Below are 16,710 nucleotides of genomic sequence, written 5' to 3'. Positions count from 1 at the left end.
TTGAGAGCCTAACACCATGGACGGAATTTGTACTCTCGCTAATGATTATGTGTATGACCAGTTAGTCGCTTTGCTAAATAGCATTGAGGCAATTGCAGGTTCAGAGATGCCCGTCTGTGTTTACCCTTATGACAATAAAACTGAACGAATAGCGGCAGAAATTGCTCGTCGTCCTAATGTGCAGCTTTATGATGATCAAGATTCAATCCAGCATTGGGACCAGTACGTCTGCAAGATTTGGGATGCTCACCCTACGGCTCGCGATCGCTGGCAAAAAGCGGGTTATGAACCCTACCATCGTGTCGGTACTCATCGTCGCTTTTGTGCTTTTGACGGACCGTTTGACCGATTCTTGTACATGGATGCAGACACGCTGCTAATGAGTCCGGTCAAGCCAATTTTTGAGCAACTAAACAATGCTGATTGGGTTGTTTACGACTTCCAACACAAAGATCCAAGCCATGTCTACGATCTGTCCTCAAAGAAACTGAAGCAGGTATTTCCACAAGAGCGTATCAAGTCTGAAATTTTTTGTTCTGGATTTTATGCTTCTAAAAGAAACGTTTTTAGTCCAGAAATGCAGAGCTGGCTACTCACAAAATTACGCGATGGAGAAGCAGGAATTCTCTATGATATGGCTCCTGACCAAACCATTCTTAACTATATGGTGATGCGTTCAGGCATTTCAAGCTACAACTTTTCACTCCGTTTACCTGCTGAGGCTAGAACAGGTTGCTGTGTAACCTCACAAAATTTTAGTGAGCAAGATCATCTCCTTTATGATCGGGGAAATCGATTAACTTATATTCACTACATTGGGCTTAAATCCAAACATTTTGCTCGATTGTGTCAGGGTGAAAATGTTAATTTTCCTTATCAAGATCTTTTTCTTCACTATCGTTTTCTGCACGAGCCAGAGAAAAAACCTGTGTTGGTTGATGTCCCCAGACCTCAAAAGTCTTCTCCCAACTTAAAGAAACGAGTTTTACGCAAGCTTGGACTATCTTACTGAGGATTGCCTAATGAGTCGCGGCATATATATCACGGCTAATGACCGAGTGACCGAACAGGCGATCGCCCTGCTCAACAGCATTCGCTTTTACGATCCTGAAACGCCCGTTGTACTGATTCCTTATGACGATCAGTATCATGCTGTTGCTAATACTTTAAATCAGTTTTATGGGGTACAAGTCTATGAAGATCTAGAATTCATAGATCGGCTGTCTAAGAAACTTCATCAGTGTTTTGGCGAGAAGTTTTTTGCTCGCCCCAATCAGTTTCGTAAACAGGCTTGCTGGTTCGGACCCTTTGATGAATTTGTCTATATCGATACTGATGTCGTTGTCTTTGAAAAGATTATTGACAACACCAACTATCTAGCTGAGTACGACTTCATTTGCTCTGATTATCAGCACGCTGGTGGCATTACTAATGTCTTTACGTCTAGGGTAATCGAAGATCAGGTTTTTACTGAAGATGAGCTGAAAGGCATTTTTAATGGTGGATTTTGGGGATCAAAGAAAAATCTAATTTCTGAGGAAGATTTGTATAAAACTTTCGCAGAGTGTGCGGCTCATCCCGAATACTTTGATTTTTCTCAAAAAACGTCAGATCAGCCAATCATCAACTACATGATTCTGAAGCGCTTGCCTCGGCGCTTTAATATCGTTCGCAAACCTGGTAAAGGTCCAGGCAATTGGGCAGGAAGCCGTCACTTTGTCCGTCAAGGAGATATTTTAGTTGATCCAAATTTGAACCAGCCGCTGCAATATTTGCATTGGGCAGGCATTCGAATGGAACCAGGCTGCCCCTACTGGGATATTTGGGAACATTACCGCCACCTGGATGGGCCTGAACCAGCCCAACCGTTTGTCAGGAAGCCTGAGGACCCGCTCTGGCGGAAGGTTGTCAATCAAGTTAAGCGTGCTCTCTAGTGCATCTACCCGATTGTTTCAAGGTTTGTGCTTTTGTCGTACTTGTAAATCGCAAAAATTATGACAACTAGTATTGTGACAGGTGTTGCAGGATTTATCGGTTCTCACCTTACAGAAGCCCTGCTAAATCGGGGGGAGAAGGTGATAGGAATTGACCAATTTAACGATTATTACGACCCAGCCTTGAAGCGGAAGAATGTCCACTCTTTCGCAGCTAATCCTAACTTCCAGTTGATTGAGGACGACATTCAGTTAATCGATTGGTCAACACTGCTGACAGATGTTGAGTTTGTCTATCACCAGGCGGCTCAGGCTGGCGTGAGAGCGAGTTGGGGAGGTGGATTTCGCGCTTACACCGAACGCAACATTAACGCAACGCAAATTCTTCTGGAAGCCGCTAAAGAAGCCAAGCATTTGAAGCGCTTAGTATTTGCTTCTACCTCTTCGGTTTATGGCAATGCTGAAACCCTCCCTACCGCAGAAACGATTTGTCCCCAGCCTGTCTCGCCTTATGGAATTACTAAGTTAGCGGCTGAGCGGTTGTGCTGGCTCTACCATCAAAATTTTGATTTGCCTGTAACGGCTCTGCGCTACTTTACGGTCTACGGACCTCGGCAGCGTCCAGATATGGCATTTCACAAATTTTTTAAAGCCGTGCTGGAAGATCAGTCGATTCCAATTTACGGTGACGGGCAGCAAACGCGAGATTTTACCTTTGTCAGCGATGCTGTCGCTGCCAACCTTGCTGCAGCGACAGTTCCAGAGGCGATCGGAGAGGTGTTTAATATCGGAGGTGGTAGCCGAGTTGTGCTGACCGAGGTGATTGATACGATGGAGGCGATCGCCGGTCAACCGATTCGCCGTAACCACATCGGTTTAGCGATGGGAGATGCCCGCCATACAGCCGCTGACGTTTCCAAAGCAAAGAGAATCCTGGGCTACCAGCCCCAGATTTCCTTGAAGGAAGGTCTGACTCAAGAATGGCAGTGGATTAAATCGCTGTACGCCTAGAATCAAGCTTGCTGTTTTCGAAGCAACCATGTTAGGTAGCGTGACCGAGAACCTTTCAACAAAAAAGCGCACCTCTGAATAGAGGCGCGCTTTTTCATTCCAGAAGAATTAGCCCAGCAAAGACTTAGCTTGAGCCACTACATTTTCAACAGTGTAGCCAAACTTCTCAAGACAAACTTCTCCAGGAGCCGATGCACCAAAGCGATCGATGCTAATCGAGCTACCCTCGCTACCCAGATAGCGGCACCAGCCAAAGCTGGAACCTGCTTCTACTGCCAATCGCTTCGTTACAGCCTTGGGCAGAACAGACTCGCGATAGGCTTCATCCTGAGCATCAAACAGTTCCCAGCAAGGCATGGAAACAACTCGCACTTTCTTGCCTTCGCCACGAAGCTGCTCTGCTGCATCAACGCAAAGGTGTAGTTCGCCGCCCGTACCGATCAAGATCAGGTCAGGCGTACCGTCACTGTCTGAAAGGATGTAAGCCCCTTTAGCAGTGTTTTCAATTGAACTACCCGCCAAGTTGGGTAGATTTTGACGAGATAAAGCAATGAGGGTAGGCGTTTCACGGCTTTCTACCGCAACCTTGTAGGCACCAGAGGTTTCGTTGCCGTCCGCAGGACGCATCACGTTCAGGTTGGGAATCACCCGCAGAGCCGCGACGTGTTCAACGGGTTGATGGGTTGGACCATCTTCGCCCAGCGCAACGGAGTCGTGGGTCATGACGTAAATCACGCCAGCACGCGACAGAGCCGAAAGTCGGATTGCTGCGCGCATATAATCGGTGAAGACCAGGAAGGTTGCACAGTAAGGAATTAAGCCTGAATTGTGCAGCGCGATGCCATTGCAGATTGCGCCCATGCCATGCTCACGGACCCCAAAGCGCAAGTTGCGATTTGCATATTGTCCTGCCTGGAAGTCGCCGGATGACTTCAACAATGTTTTGTTAGAAGGAGCCAGGTCAGCAGAACCGCCAATTAGCTCAGGTAAAGCGCCTGCGATCGCATTTAAGGTTTTACCCGATTGGTTACGCGTCGCATCCGCTTTGTCATCGGGAGTGTAGGTGGGTAAGCTCTTTGCCCAATCTTCGGGTAGCTTGCCACTAAGCATCCGCTCTAGTTCAGCCGCTTCTTCTGGATACTCGGACTTGTAGTGGGTGAAGAGTTGATTCCACTCGGCTTCCAGATCTGCACCTCGCTGTACCGCTTTGCGGAAATGATTCAAGGCATCTTCTGGAATCACGAAAGGTTCGTATTCCCAGCCCAAATTTTCACGGGTGGCCTGCACTTCTGCGCTGCCTAATGCAGAACCGTGAACATCGTGGCTGTTGGCTTTGTTGGGTGAACCGTAGCCAATGGTGGTCGTAACTTTGATGAAGGAAGGCTTATCTGTAACCGCTTTTGCCGCTTCGATCGCCGCTTTCACTGCATCTAAATCGGTGTTTCCACCCTCGACGTGCTGCACATGCCAACCGTATGCTTCAAACCGCTTGGCTACATCTTCTGTAAACGAGAGGTCTGTGGAACCGTCAATAGAGATATGGTTGTCGTCGTAGAGCGCAATCAGTTTACCTAAGCCCAGGTGCCCTGCCAGGGAGCAAGCTTCGCCGGAAACTCCTTCCATGTTGCAGCCATCACCTAAGATCGCGTAGGTGTAGTGGTCAACGATGGTGGCATCGGGCTTGTTGAAACGGGCAGCTAAGTGAGCTTCTGCCATTGCCAAACCGACTGCGTTAGAGATTCCCTGACCAAGTGGACCAGTGGTCACTTCTACCCCAGGAGTCATGAAGTTTTCCGGGTGTCCTGGCGTGCGAGATTCCCACTGGCGGAATTGCTGAATGTCGTCAATGGTGACACTGTCGTAACCCGTCAAATAGAGCAAGGCATACTGCAACATGCAGCCATGACCAGCAGACAAGACAAAGCGATCGCGGTTAAACCAATATGGATTTTTAGGATTGAACCGCAGGAATTGATCCCACAGCACAAAGGCCATTGGCGCTGCGCCCATAGGTAGCCCTGGATGACCAGATTTAGCTTTTTCTACAGCGTCAATTGCCAAAAAGCGAATTGAATTAATGCAAAGTTCTTGGAGGGATTGAGTTGCGACAGCCATGATCTCTTTTACTCAACGACGGGTTATCACTTGGATCAGAATGAGCTAAAACTGGGTACTCTGGATCGCCTTAAAGCTGTATGTCCATCATCCCACTAGCCGGATCGACGGGCAAGAATCTCTCAGAATAGAAGCAATGTACAGGGCAAGGCAAATACGAAGCAATATAAACAGTTATGAGCAATAAGCAATTCTACTTACTGCTCATAATCTCAAGTCTATAGCTTACTGGGCAATTGATCTAGGGATTTGTCGAAGCCCTAACTCCAAAGCTTGCAGCTTTTTGCTACTGTCTGAATTTCTTAAATGCTAGCGTTACATTGTGTCCACCGAACCCAAAAGAGTTAGAAAGAGCAACTTCCACTGCCTGTGCCCGACTGTGGTTTGGCACATAGTCCAAATCGCACTTAGGATCAGGGTTTTCTAGGTTGATAGTTGGAGGAAGTTGATCATTGGCAACTGCCAGGACGGCCGCAACAGACTCAATTCCACCGGAGCCGCCGAGCAGGTGTCCGGTCATGGATTTGGTTGAGCTAACAGCAATTTTGTACGCGTGTTCGCCCAGCACCGTTTTAATTGCGGACGTTTCATTTGGATCGTTGACCGGTGTGCTGGTGCCATGAGCATTGATATAGCTCACCTGGTCAGGAGTCAAGCCTGCATCTTTCAAGCAAAGGGAAATTGCTCTGGCGGCTCCTTCTCCTTCTGGGGCAATATTGGTCATGTGGTAAGCATCACAGGTCATACCATAGCCAACAATCTCAGCGTAGATCCGGGCATTGCGGCTGAGCGCGTGTTCGAGTTCTTCAATCAGAAGAATGCCTGAACCTTCACCCATGACAAAGCCATCGCGATCGCGATCAAAAGGACGGCAAGCGTGATCCGGATCATCATTTCGGGTCGAGAGGGCCCTAGCTGCAGCAAACCCTGCTAACGACAGGGGCGTAACCGCCGCCTCAGTGCCGCCGCAGATCATAGCCTGAGCATAGCCTCGCTGCACTAAACGAAAGGCATCACCGACAGCATTAGAGCCAGAAGCACAGGCTGTCACTGGGCAGGAGTTTGGCCCTTTTGCACCTACATGAATAGCAGTCAGCCCAGCTGCCATGTTCGCGATCATCATCGGGATCATGAACGGGCTACAGCGGTCAGGTCCGCGAGTCAGGTAGACCTCCTGCTGGTCTTCCAAGACTTTTAGACCGCCAATTCCAGTGCCGATAATGACGCCAACCTGCTCGGCATTGAGATCGTTAATTGCAAATTTGGCATCGGCGATCGCCTGCTTGCTGGCAGCCAGACCAAACTGGGAAAACCGATCCATCCGCTTTGCATCTTTACGATCCATGTAGTCATGCGGATCGAAGCCCCTAACTTCTCCTGCAATTCGGCAATCATGCCGCGAGGGGTCAAACAGGGTAATCGGACCGATGCCGTTGCGTCCGCTTAGCAACCCCTCCCAGTACTCGGCTAGGGTGTTGCCAATTGGCGTAACTGCACCTAAACCCGTTACGACAACACGCTTAAACTCAGAATCAGAACTACTCATGACACCAGCTTCAAGGGTTCAAGTACCCAGGCACAAAATGACGAATAAAGATTGGAAGTAGGGGGCTTGGAGCGTTCACCCTGCTACTTAATAAACATAGATCTATGCCGCAGCCTTGCTGTTGATGTAGTCTACCGCAGCCTGAACCGTCGCAATTCCTTCTGCGGCTTCATCAGGAATTTCAATATCAAACTCTTCTTCCAGCGCCATTACCAACTCAACGGTGTCTAAAGAATCGGCACCCAGGTCATTTGCAAAGCTAGCTTCTGGCTTGACTTCGGTTTCTTCAACACCAAGCTGCTCAGACACGATCTTCTTAACTTTCTGAAAGATTTCTTCTTGACTCATAACAATTTCCTACTTGTTCCTAGTTAAGTATGGCGAACACACACAGATTGTTGACCCAAATCCTCTGGTGCTGCAAGCAAACTTTTACTCACTCCAAGCCAGCCTACAGGGTCATTACTTAGCAGCAAACAGTTTCTAGTAGAAGCGGGTACGAAACTATCGTGACCTGATCTACAGATTCACCAGATTTTTGAGCATCTCTTCATCTTATCTGAAAGCGTCACCGGGTTAGCGGTATGCAACAGATGATTGTTGGCGATCGCTCTCTACCCCCTTACTTTTATCTCAAGGCAAGCAGTTTATGTCGCTTCTATAGACAGGTCTGAAACCTGCCTAAACCTGCCCATCGCTTTTAAGAAAAGCTTTGATACAAAGTCAGCCCCCCAGTGCCAGGTAAATAAGCGATGATAAATTTAGGGCGACACTCAAATCCATCGAGTGTGTCAATTTAACCCCTGTCCGTTATCCATGACGCTTAAATACGCTTACTTTCCGGGTTGCGTGGCTCAAGGTGCCTGCCGCGAACTATACCTTTCAACTGCGGCGCTGACTCAAGCTTTAGGAATTGAGTTGGTGGAGCTGAAAAAGGCCGCCTGCTGCGGTTCTGGCACCTTCAAAGAAGATTCTCAGCTTTTAGAAGATACGGTCAATGCCCGCAACATTGCTTTGGCAGAAGAATTAGACCTACCGCTCTTGACTCATTGCAGCACCTGTCAGGGCGTAATTGGGCGGGTCGATGAACGGCTCAAAGCGGCCCAGCAGCATGATCCTAGTTACATCCATCAGGTCAATGGACTGCTTGAGCATGAGGGATGTTCTCCTTATAAAGGCAGCACAGAAGTCCGACATTTACTCTGGGCATTGGTCGGTGACTATGGACTAGAGGCGCTTCAGCAGCGAGTCACCCGTAAACTATCGGGTCTGAAGTGTGCTGCCTTTTACGGCTGCTATTTATTGAGAACGCAGAAGCACTTACCCTACGACGATCCCTATAGCCCGGAGTCAATGGAGAATGTGTTTCGGGCAGTTGGGGCAACGCCAATCTACTATCGAGGGCGGACTCAATGCTGCGGTTGGCCGCTCTCTAGCTACGCTACAACTCAAGCTTTTGAAATGGCGGGAGGACATATTCAAGAGGCGATCGCTGCGGGTGCTGACTGCATCGTGACACCCTGTCCCCTCTGTCATCTCAATCTAGACTCTCGCCAACCCGAAGTTGAGCAAGTCATTGGCAAGAAGTTAGGTTTACCCATTTTGCATTTGCCGCAACTCGTTGCGCTTGCTTTGGGAATCAGCCCTAAGCAACTTGGGTTAGATCGTCATATCGTCTCGACTCAACCCGTTCTACAAAAGATCGAGAAGGCAGGAGTTACTTAGGTAAAGCGTGGCTAGCTGTGTATTAATTCAATCGTACTAGCTACTCCTCTAGTGCCCATTTCAAAATTTGTCTGTCTGTAACTTGTAAAGAGCGGTAGGGAGTTAGTTTCAATTCAATATTTCTTGATCTAGCCTGACCAACAAGTTTTGATGCCGATTTAAGCAAAATTTGCGACAAATCGAACTTTACAACGAGGGCAGCATTGCTAGGTCAGCATGGGAACCTGCTGCAACTTCAATTTTACTTGGTTTGAAGTTCCTGATTTGAGAAGCATTAAGTCCCCTTTTTCTGCAGAGCTCTACAAAAAAGGGGGACTCAATCTCTTTTTAGGGAAACTTTGTCCTAGTGCAAGCTCAGATCAAATTGGTATAAGCTAGTAAAAATTATTACTAGTCAGCTATGGTTCCTCAGTCAACCAACCCAGAGATTAGCCAAAAATCTTTGAGGCAGTGGCAGCAGGTAATGGCTCCTTATGGTTTGGGCTACCGCATCAAGCTGCTCTCCCAACTGATGGCAAGAAAATTTCAAGAGCGCCTAGATCCATTCGGGCTGACTCCATTCCACTGGGTAGTGTTGTGTTGCCTATGGGAGGAGAATGGTCTAGCGACCTCTAGCATTGGTGAAAAATTGCAGCAGGTTGGTGGAACTTTGACAGGCGTTCTAGACCGCATGGAAGAACGAGGTCTGGTACGACGAGAGCGCGATCGCCAAGACCGTCGAATCTGGCGAATCTGGCTAACTGAAGCCGGAGATCAACTCAAGCAAGAGCTACTGCCGATCGCCCAAGACATTCGAGAAGAAACTCTAGAAGGAATGTCTGAAACAGAGCGCCAAGTGCTATCAGGGCTAGTTGATCAGGCGATCGCGAATTTATCAAAGACTCACTAGAGTACCGTTGATGATTGCGCGGTTGACAGCTTCGGTGTCATTAAAATCAACCCAAAAATCAGCCTTTTCCAGCTAGGTGAGCAAGCTGCTTCATGTTGACTAGATGAAGCACATCGCGATGCGGATCAGTCGCAATCCACCCCTTACTTTCCAGCTTTTCCATGATTTTGGTTGCTTCTTCAACGCTGACATCTGTTACCTCCGCCAAATCTTTAAGCGGAACGTTGAAGATCTCGGTGCCCTGCTCAGAAGGATGACCATAGTCTTCGCCGAATGCAACCAACGTATTAGCCAGCTTGATAGCGGGTGGCTGATGCCGTAGCTGAAACCGAAGATTGTTTTGCCGCAGCCGCTTCACCATCAGTTGCAGCATTCGATGATGGAGCTGCGAATCTTTGAAAAGAGTTTGAATAAACCGTTGAGCGGAAATACTCAGCAACTTGACTTGAGAAAGCGCCACAACATCGGTTGAGCGAGGCGACTCGTCTAAAATTGCCATTTCGCCAAAAAAATCGCCCTGACCCAAGATTGCCAGCGTTACGACCTCTTCACCTGCATGACGACGAACCTTAACCCAGCCCGACTCAACAAAATAAACTGCATTTCCCCAGGCATCTTCCATGAGAACGGCTCTGTCTGCTGGGTAGTCGTGCTCAACAGCAATAGACAGCAGCCATTCTAAAGTTTCTGGGCTAGCGGCGTTAAAGAGCGGGAAAAGCTCACTAAAAGCTTCGGTCTGCATGAAAGGCGCTTAGGTAAAACTGACCGGACATTGATTATCTGACTATGCTACCCAAAAACATCTAAAAACTTCTAGCTCTTGAGGATCATAGATACCCGTAAGCTGTCAACTAGATGTTACAGATTGCCTGCACCACTAGAATATCACGGGGTTGATGTGTCGCCACCTTTACGGTTGGCTCAGCAAGACGGCTTTTTGTAGCCGCGATCGCAGCGCTTCTACATAAGAAGCCCAACCCACGACGATTGATTGTCCATGCGTCAGTGTTTCTGGCTCGATTGCATCAGGAGTGAAATGCAGTGGATTACCTGCCAAGTCGCAGCAAACTAAGCCTGCAGCTCTTGCTAGAGCAATCGGTCCAACCGTATCCCAAAGCTTGACTCGCCCACTTAGATAGACATAAAGTCCTGCTCTGCCACAAACAACTTCCATCACTTTCAGTCCAAAGCTGCCAATGGAGGTAAACTGGGCTTCTGGAATCAGGTGAGTCATCGCTTCCCCATAGCGTCGGCGATCGGTGCTGCCAATCAGTACCGGACAAAACGTTTGAGAAGGAGGAGTTGGCTCCTTAAGAATTAAAGGGTTTTGAGTGATTTGATCAATTGAAGTAACTGCATCTGAAGTAACTGCATCAGTCGGAGTACGCCCCGTACTCTGAAACAGCCCCAAACCCAATCCACCCCAATACATTTGGTCTAAAGCGGGAGCGTAAATCCAACCGGCTGTAGGTTGGTTTGCTTCTAAAAGTCCTACCATAACGGCATAGTGAGGCTTGCCGTGAATGAAGTCGCTGGTTCCGTCAATTGGATCAATAAACCAAAACCGAGAATATTCTGACCGAAAGGATTGTCTGGAGTGAGCGTTTTCCTCTGTGATGATGCCATCTTGGGGAAATAAGTTGGCAATTCCTTTAGAAAGCTGCTGGTCTAGCAGGCGATCGACGTTGGTTACGTAGTCGTGGCGGCTTTTCTCAAACACCTGCAGGGGTTGAGTCGCCATTTGTTTTGCTTGCTGTCCACAACCTTGCACCAAGTGGTGAATTTTGAGAAGTCGCTCAGCATCCATCGTTATAGTCACGGTTGATCTAGTCTGGTGAACAGGTAAACATCATCTTGCTGGTAGCTAAGCTGAAACAATTCTAAACTTTTGAGCTGGCTTAGCAGGCTAGCAGAAAATTCTCGATTTTCTCGCTTGCGCCTACCTCCAGGGTGGCGCAAGTTTAGCAAGATGGACTTGAACTCTATCAGATCCGCTGTAATGGTAGGGATGTTAATTCGTTCAATTAAGACACGGTGGGTAAGGTGAGGGGCGATCGCCGCTGTCCTCCAGTTGGCTGCACCTGCGCGATCGCCATCCGCATAGATCCAGTAGAACAACGCCAACGGGTACAAAACCCAGGCTGCATGATCGCCTAGAATGTGAAACCCGATTAGCGTACAAATCGGCGGCTTAACCTTGGCTGCTCAGGTAAATCCCCTGGTCAAAGATATCCAGGTCAAAGGCGTTGGACTGAAACAGGGCATGTCGAGTGCTGCTACCGATAAAAAAGACTAAGCTGCTGAGTGCGATCGCCCAACCGCTGGCATTAACGCTCACTCCAAACTTGTCAGCAGAAATATCCTGATAATCCAAGCGATTTACCTTTGACCGACGATGAAACATCTAGGCTCTAGTCCAATGACTGCATTAAAGTGTTGTCTGACTTCGGTTTGAGAAAACTCTTTGACTGATTAAAGAGACACTGTCGCTGTGCCAGGTCATCATCAGGGGGAATGATAAAGAGCTTAAACACATCAGAAACGTAAGTAGGCTGATAGTCACTTAAATCAAGATTTGCCCGTTGCATCTCCTCATCCGTTGTCACCAGCAGCAACCGTTGGTCACGCTTAAGCTGCATCTGTGTCTCACAGGGTTTCTTAAACCGTTCAATTCGATCAATTTGGCTATAAAAATTGAGGCTAGGCCACGTGACACCAAGGGCCGCAGGCAAATCGCGATCGCACTCCTCACAAAGCTCTTGCTGCAACACCTGAGCAACTGGAATCAGCCGTCCCCCTAAAACCTGCCCGTCTAGCGTTGGCAGCAGCGGATCAACTACCGTTAGTGCAAACAGGCTAAAGGTTCCAACGCCAACCAACCACGCCCAAAGGGGCTGCACTCGAATCAGGCTAATGGCGATCGCCACTGTCGCTAATGAGTAAAGCAAAAACCATTGCCAAATGATTTGAGTAATCTCAGCAGTTTGTAGGAAGGGCTGATCGACCAGATGCGGAACGAGCGTGAACCCGACAGCTAGCAGAGCATAGACCAGACTGATAAATCCTAAACAGAATTTAAGCGATCGCTTCGGTTCCGAGATCTGCTGTTCCCAGGCTTGAGCGCACAGATAAGCCAGCGCTGGAATGCCGGGATAGACGTACCACAGCAGTTTCGTTGCAGCGGCACTCATAAACACCAGCACCATCACAAACCAGATCCCCATAAATAAACCAACCTGTTGGTTAGAGTCCTGTTGTCGCCAGTAGTCTAACCGCAGCCACTGCCGCAAAGATTGCCAATTAATTGCACTAGGAATAAGAACTAGCCAGGGGAAAAAGCCAATTGCTACACAGAGTAAGTAGTAGTACCACGGACCTGCCTGATTTTGATTGACGCTGACAAACCGAGTCACATTGCTGAACACAAAGAAGCTGTTGATGAAATACCATCCGTTTGCCTGAAATGCTAATAGGTGCCAGGGCAGCGTAATTCCAGCAAAAATTAAGATTCCCCAGCCCCAAGGCACACTAGTTAGCTGTTTTTGCCAACGGTTAACCCAAACTAGAAAAATTCCGATAATCAAACCGCTTAAAATCAGAGCCAGCGGCCCTTTTGCTAAGACCGCAAAGGCAAGCAGCCCAAAAAAAAGCAAATAGCCAACCTTTTGACGGGTGCTATAGGCCCAGTACCAGCAGTAGAGCGCAGCCGTCATGAAAAAAACCAGCAACATATCGTGCTGCCCAGTTCGCCCCAACGCAAAGGTAAAAGGATTGGCCGCGATCATAGTAGCTGCTAAAAGCGCCATTCGCTGAGTAGCAAAGCGAACCGTAAACAGCCAAGTGCTAAGAACTAGGGCGATCGCCGAAATCGCAGAAGGTAGCCGAACTGCCCATTCCCCTACCCCAAAAATAGGGAAGCCAAGTGCAATTAGCCAGTGCAGCAGAATAGGTTTGTCAAAGTAAAACTTACCATTGTAAACAGGCGTAACCCAATCTTGACGGACCCAAATCTGGCGGGCAACTTCTGCCTGCCTTGCCTCTGTAACGTTGAATAAGCTGTAGCTGCCAAGTCGCCAAAGGAAAAGGAAAACGCACAAGATAACCAAACCCATCACCGCGAATAGTGTACGCCTCAATAGGAGGTTTGAGCGATTTGCGGTAGTCATCGGTTAACTAAACTTATCTACAAACTTCAAGCCTAACAGTCCCACAAAAAAACACATGAAAAAACGGGTTAACCCGCCTTGGATTAACCCGCCTATTTGGGAACGCTTAAGGAAACTACTTTTGCAGCACCAATTTGACGTTGGCATTTTGCAGACCGGGGCGCTTGACTTCTGCCAGGGTCTTGTTCACAGCGTACTTCTGGTTGATTGAGTTGATCAGCTCGGTCTGGTTGTGCTTTTTAGCAACGCCCCAGAGGTCAGCGATCAGGTCAAAGGAACCATCAGCATTGCGAGACCAGCCCAAGTCATACTCACCTTCGAGAACAGCTACGATGTCAGAACGAACGCGCTGACCATTGTAGCCACGCACATCAGCTTCGGTCTTAACTGAGATACCCAGGTCACGCAGAGAAGCCTTGAGGATTTCTGCATCGGTGATCTTGGTGCGCAGAGTGCTAAAGTGAGACATTTGGATTTCCTCCTGTAGAGAAATTGAGAGAAACGACAACGTTTGGGTATAGAAAGCGCCGCACGGCTTAGCGTTTGGAAGGCAAACTGTTACGGCTGTTTTGTCAAACTGCTAGCTTATCGCTAGCCTTTCCTCCTGTTGGGAGCAGGAGTGAAAGCCTGTTAGAACTCAAGTCGCTGATATTCAGCAACTGAGGACGCAGCAGGTCGCGCGCGCTGCCTAGCCCAATCTCTCAGGGCTGTGACCTGCTCACTCATCGTCTTAGAAAGCGGTAGAGTAGCTCGAATTGCAGCAATAATGTCCAATTGGGTAAATTCCCGTTCTTGGGCAAACGCTTCGTACATCGCAGCAATGAGAGCTTGCTCAATTTCTGCTCCAGAAAATCCATCGCACGTCATCACGAGCTGGTCTAGATCAAACCGGGCAATTTCCCGACGACGCTTGGAAAGATGAATTCTGAAAATTTCTTTACGCTCTTCAGCATTAGGCAGATCGACAAAGAAGATTTCGTCAAATCGTCCTTTTCTGAGGAACTCACCAGGCAGACGCTCAACGCGGTTGGCGGTTGCCATGACAAACACCGGAGACGATTTTTCCTGCATCCAGGTGAGGAAGGAGCCGAAGATACGGCTGGAAGTGCCACCATCTGAATCAGCAGATCCTGTACTACCTGCGAAGGCTTTGTCAATCTCATCGATAAACAAGATAGTGGGAGAGATTGATTCTGCCGTTTTGAGGGCGTTACGGAGGTTCGCTTCGGAGCGACCCACCATAGAACCGTCGTAGACTCGTCCCATGTCTAACCGCAGTAGAGGCAAACCCCAAAGGCGGGAGGTCGTTTTGGCGATGAGAGATTTACCGCAACCTGGAACACCTAGAATTAGCATCCCTTTTGGTTGGGGAAGACCATATTCTCTGGCGCGTTCAGTGAAGGCGTTAGAGCGCTGCTTGAGCCAGTGCTTGAGTTCCTCCAAGCCACCGACAGAATCGAGGGTTTCGTCTTCTTCGATGTACTCCAGAATGCCGTTGCGCCGAATGAGCTGCTTCTTTTCAGAAAGAACTACATCTACTTCAGCTTCCGTTAAACGGCCCGCTGTGACCTGAGCCTTACGGTAGACTTTTTCAGCTTCGTCACGAGTTAGACCCAAGGCCGCCTTCAGCAATTTCTCCCGAGTTTCCGTAGTGGTGCGACGGGCACGAAGCTGCTCTAGCTGTTGAGACAAAACTTGATTCAGCTCTGCCATGTCGGGCAGCGGAAAATCTAATACTGCAACTTCTTTTTCCAACTCGATTGGAATTTGCTGAACGGGAGACATCAAAATTATGGTTTTCTGAGTTCCCTTAAATTCTGCGATCGCATCCCTCAAGCAGCGGGTTACCTCGGCGCTATCAGAGAAAGGATGCAGATCTTTAAAGATGAAGATACTTGGCTCTCGCTGCCGAATCGTGTGTTCGATAGCAATCTGAGGAGAGAGCGTATTGTGCTGTGATGCGTTTCTAGCTCCAGCCCCGTACTCAATCAGTCCTCGTGTCATCGTCCAGACAAACACTCGTTGTTGAGGTTTGGACTGTTGGGCGATCGCTGCAATCGTCTGTTCAGCCCGCTCTTCTTCAGAAGTCACGAGATAGATCAGAGGATATTGAGCCTGGATGAGTATATTTAGCTCTTCTTTCATGATCATCGACCTTGTAGAGACAGTGCGGACATAGTAAGCAGACAATCAACTTAAGCTTAGAGTTGAAGACCTGAGAGTTTAGCTACTTAAAGCAGCAAACATTCAAGCTCAGGTAACACTCGCTAGCACGGAACCAACTCTTCCTCACCCTGCTGGCTAGAACCAGAACGTTGCCCTTGAATGGCTGGTGAGAGCCCTTCTTCAACTAGAATGCTGGGCTGCTCCTTTAGGGAGATCATTTTGCCTTCCTGCAGAACGACCGAGCTTGAGCACTCAGGGCAGTCATAGACTTGATAGACCTGTCCGTGAGACATTTCTACCTCATCCACCACATCTGAATGTGTCAGATAGAAAACAATTGCTCGTTCTGCAATTGCTGACATCGGCTCGGCATCGACTGCGGAACGAATCTTGAGCTGACGATGAAGCTCTGGTGGAAGGTAAAGCGTAACTTTGTGCTTGTCTTGCATAGAACGACTACATGGTTAATACCCGGGTATGGTTGTCAGAATAATTGCCGCAGTCGTGTCCTGTCAAGACAGCAAGACGCTATGACGGCATTATTGTTACATTCCTTTACAAGCAAGCGAGGTCCTACCCTAATGCATCTATCTCTGGTGCGATTATTTGGAGCGATCGCGTCTCTTAAGTTCTACCGCTTTGCTTTGCTATCGGTTGGGGTGGTTTCAACAGCATTGCTTTTAGGGTGCGATCGCCTGCTTGTCCCTGAAAGTGGTTGGGAAACATACCGAAATTCACGTTACGGTTTTGAGTTTCTCTATCCCAAAGACTGGATTGCTGAACCGCCACCCGACAACCAGGATGGGCAAGTTTTTCGTGCACCTGACCGCCCTGGTGTGAAGGTTGCAGGCTGGGCCAGCCAAATTCCGGCTGATTTAGGTGAAGGGACTGAGGATGAAGCGACAGAACCAAATAGCGTTTTGCTCGATCCCATTAAGGAGAATTTTGTCACTGAGCAAGGATTGTCTGGAGAGCTAGAGGTGCAAATCGCCGCAGAAACTAGCTCACTCAATCTGACGCTGGAGCACGAAGGCGTGATCTATCGCTGGCAGGGGCGATCGCCCAGTCAGCAATTTGAGGATTACTACAAATTTTTTAGCTATGTTGCCAGCCATTATCGTGTTTTGTCTGCAACAGAGCCTTGATTTGTTCATGTTT

15 protein-coding genes and 1 pseudogene are annotated in these 16,710 nt (G+C 48.4%); 6 read left to right on the top strand and 10 right to left on the bottom strand.

Annotated features, from left to right (window positions below):
• Positions 1-16 precede the first annotated feature (16 nt).
• Genes H6G00_RS28420 through H6G00_RS28410 form a run of 3 tightly spaced genes read left to right on the top strand, consistent with a single transcriptional unit; the run spans position 17 to position 2,945 of the window.
• Positions 17-1,012 carry an Npun_R2821/Npun_R2822 family protein gene (locus H6G00_RS28420; RefSeq protein WP_190799294.1) on the top strand — a complete coding sequence of 332 codons (996 nt, stop codon included), beginning with the start codon at positions 17-19 and terminating at the stop codon, positions 1,010-1,012.
• 10 nt (positions 1,013-1,022) lie between these two features.
• Positions 1,023-1,934: an Npun_R2821/Npun_R2822 family protein gene (locus H6G00_RS28415; protein WP_190799293.1), complete on the top strand. Its 912-nt coding sequence runs from the start codon at positions 1,023-1,025 to the stop codon at positions 1,932-1,934.
• Positions 1,935-1,994: 60 nt separating this feature from the next.
• A complete protein-coding gene (locus H6G00_RS28410) occupies positions 1,995-2,945 on the top strand; it encodes an NAD-dependent epimerase/dehydratase family protein (protein ID WP_190646420.1) in 951 nt (316 codons plus the stop codon).
• Positions 2,946-3,053: 108 nt separating this feature from the next.
• Here H6G00_RS28410 and tkt read toward each other — a convergent pair whose 3' ends face one another.
• From tkt to acpP, 3 genes are all read right to left on the bottom strand, one after another.
• Positions 3,054-5,060 carry a transketolase gene (gene tkt / locus H6G00_RS28405; RefSeq protein WP_190799292.1) on the bottom strand — a complete coding sequence of 669 codons (2,007 nt, stop codon included), beginning with the start codon at positions 5,058-5,060 and terminating at the stop codon, positions 3,054-3,056.
• A gap of 286 nt (positions 5,061-5,346) precedes the next feature.
• On the bottom strand, positions 5,347-6,606 hold the full coding sequence (gene fabF, locus H6G00_RS28400; RefSeq protein WP_190799291.1) for a beta-ketoacyl-ACP synthase II: 1,260 nt from the start codon (positions 6,604-6,606) through the stop codon (positions 5,347-5,349).
• Between the two features lie 102 nt (positions 6,607-6,708).
• Entirely contained in the window at positions 6,709-6,954 is a 246-nt protein-coding gene (gene acpP / locus H6G00_RS28395; RefSeq protein ID WP_190646423.1) for an acyl carrier protein, read from the bottom strand.
• Between the two features lie 468 nt (positions 6,955-7,422).
• Between acpP and H6G00_RS28390 the strand changes: the two genes are divergently transcribed.
• A complete protein-coding gene (locus H6G00_RS28390) occupies positions 7,423-8,331 on the top strand; it encodes a CoB--CoM heterodisulfide reductase iron-sulfur subunit B family protein (protein WP_190679487.1) in 909 nt (302 codons plus the stop codon).
• 400 nt (positions 8,332-8,731) lie between these two features.
• Complete coding sequence (locus H6G00_RS28385; RefSeq protein WP_190799290.1) at positions 8,732-9,220, top strand: MarR family transcriptional regulator; 489 nt, start codon at positions 8,732-8,734, stop codon at positions 9,218-9,220.
• A 58-nt stretch (positions 9,221-9,278) separates the two neighbouring features.
• On the opposite strand, the gene H6G00_RS28380 is transcribed toward H6G00_RS28385, so the two are convergent.
• The 7 genes and pseudogenes from H6G00_RS28380 to H6G00_RS28350 form a co-directional block, all read right to left on the bottom strand.
• A complete protein-coding gene (locus tag H6G00_RS28380) occupies positions 9,279-9,962 on the bottom strand; it encodes a Crp/Fnr family transcriptional regulator (RefSeq protein WP_190799289.1) in 684 nt (227 codons plus the stop codon).
• A gap of 168 nt (positions 9,963-10,130) precedes the next feature.
• On the bottom strand, positions 10,131-11,039 hold the full coding sequence (locus H6G00_RS28375) for an inositol monophosphatase family protein (protein WP_347277762.1): 909 nt from the start codon (positions 11,037-11,039) through the stop codon (positions 10,131-10,133).
• A gap of 275 nt (positions 11,040-11,314) precedes the next feature.
• Positions 11,315-11,558: pseudogene (locus H6G00_RS36865) on the bottom strand (DUF2079 domain-containing protein); the annotation flags it as partial.
• 73 nt (positions 11,559-11,631) lie between these two features.
• Positions 11,632-13,386: a glycosyltransferase family 39 protein gene (locus H6G00_RS28365; RefSeq protein WP_190799288.1), complete on the bottom strand. Its 1,755-nt coding sequence runs from the start codon at positions 13,384-13,386 to the stop codon at positions 11,632-11,634.
• 115 nt (positions 13,387-13,501) lie between these two features.
• Complete coding sequence (locus H6G00_RS28360; RefSeq protein WP_190646429.1) at positions 13,502-13,855, bottom strand: DUF1257 domain-containing protein; 354 nt, start codon at positions 13,853-13,855, stop codon at positions 13,502-13,504.
• A gap of 161 nt (positions 13,856-14,016) precedes the next feature.
• Positions 14,017-15,531, bottom strand: a complete 1,515-nt coding sequence (locus H6G00_RS28355; RefSeq protein ID WP_190799287.1) for an AAA family ATPase — start codon at positions 15,529-15,531, stop codon at positions 14,017-14,019.
• Positions 15,532-15,653: 122 nt separating this feature from the next.
• Entirely contained in the window at positions 15,654-16,001 is a 348-nt protein-coding gene (locus tag H6G00_RS28350; RefSeq protein ID WP_190646431.1) for a hypothetical protein, read from the bottom strand.
• A 132-nt stretch (positions 16,002-16,133) separates the two neighbouring features.
• Here H6G00_RS28350 and H6G00_RS28345 point away from each other — a divergent pair, with 132 nt between their 5' ends.
• Positions 16,134-16,697 (top strand): hypothetical protein, encoded by a 564-nt coding sequence (locus tag H6G00_RS28345; RefSeq protein ID WP_199318763.1) that lies wholly within the window; start codon positions 16,134-16,136, stop codon positions 16,695-16,697.
• Positions 16,698-16,710 lie beyond the last annotated feature (13 nt).

Source organism: Leptolyngbya sp. FACHB-541, assembly GCF_014695875.1.
In the GTDB taxonomy this organism is placed as follows: domain Bacteria; phylum Cyanobacteriota; class Cyanobacteriia; order Elainellales; family Elainellaceae; genus JAAUTN01.
The sequence above is the reverse complement of the archived record's forward strand: the minus strand, read 5'-3'. Positions and strand labels throughout refer to the sequence as shown.

Excerpts from the sequence above, each read along its gene's own strand:
- H6G00_RS28420 (WP_190799294.1), top strand. The coding sequence starts at position 17 with ATGGACGGAATTTGTACTCTCGCTAATGATTATGTGTATGACCAGTTA.
- H6G00_RS28415 (WP_190799293.1), top strand. The coding sequence starts at position 1,023 with ATGAGTCGCGGCATATATATCACGGCTAATGACCGAGTGACCGAACAG.
- H6G00_RS28410 (WP_190646420.1), top strand. The coding sequence starts at position 1,995 with ATGACAACTAGTATTGTGACAGGTGTTGCAGGATTTATCGGTTCTCAC.
- tkt (WP_190799292.1), bottom strand. The coding sequence starts at position 5,060 with ATGGCTGTCGCAACTCAATCCCTCCAAGAACTTTGCATTAATTCAATT.
- fabF (WP_190799291.1), bottom strand. The coding sequence starts at position 6,606 with ATGAGTAGTTCTGATTCTGAGTTTAAGCGTGTTGTCGTAACGGGTTTA.
- acpP (WP_190646423.1), bottom strand. The coding sequence starts at position 6,954 with ATGAGTCAAGAAGAAATCTTTCAGAAAGTTAAGAAGATCGTGTCTGAG.
- H6G00_RS28390 (WP_190679487.1), top strand. The coding sequence starts at position 7,423 with ATGACGCTTAAATACGCTTACTTTCCGGGTTGCGTGGCTCAAGGTGCC.
- H6G00_RS28385 (WP_190799290.1), top strand. The coding sequence starts at position 8,732 with ATGGTTCCTCAGTCAACCAACCCAGAGATTAGCCAAAAATCTTTGAGG.
- H6G00_RS28380 (WP_190799289.1), bottom strand. The coding sequence starts at position 9,962 with ATGCAGACCGAAGCTTTTAGTGAGCTTTTCCCGCTCTTTAACGCCGCT.
- H6G00_RS28365 (WP_190799288.1), bottom strand. The coding sequence starts at position 13,386 with ATGACTACCGCAAATCGCTCAAACCTCCTATTGAGGCGTACACTATTC.
- H6G00_RS28360 (WP_190646429.1), bottom strand. The coding sequence starts at position 13,855 with ATGTCTCACTTTAGCACTCTGCGCACCAAGATCACCGATGCAGAAATC.
- H6G00_RS28355 (WP_190799287.1), bottom strand. The coding sequence starts at position 15,531 with ATGAAAGAAGAGCTAAATATACTCATCCAGGCTCAATATCCTCTGATC.
- H6G00_RS28350 (WP_190646431.1), bottom strand. The coding sequence starts at position 16,001 with ATGCAAGACAAGCACAAAGTTACGCTTTACCTTCCACCAGAGCTTCAT.
- H6G00_RS28345 (WP_199318763.1), top strand. The coding sequence starts at position 16,134 with ATGCATCTATCTCTGGTGCGATTATTTGGAGCGATCGCGTCTCTTAAG.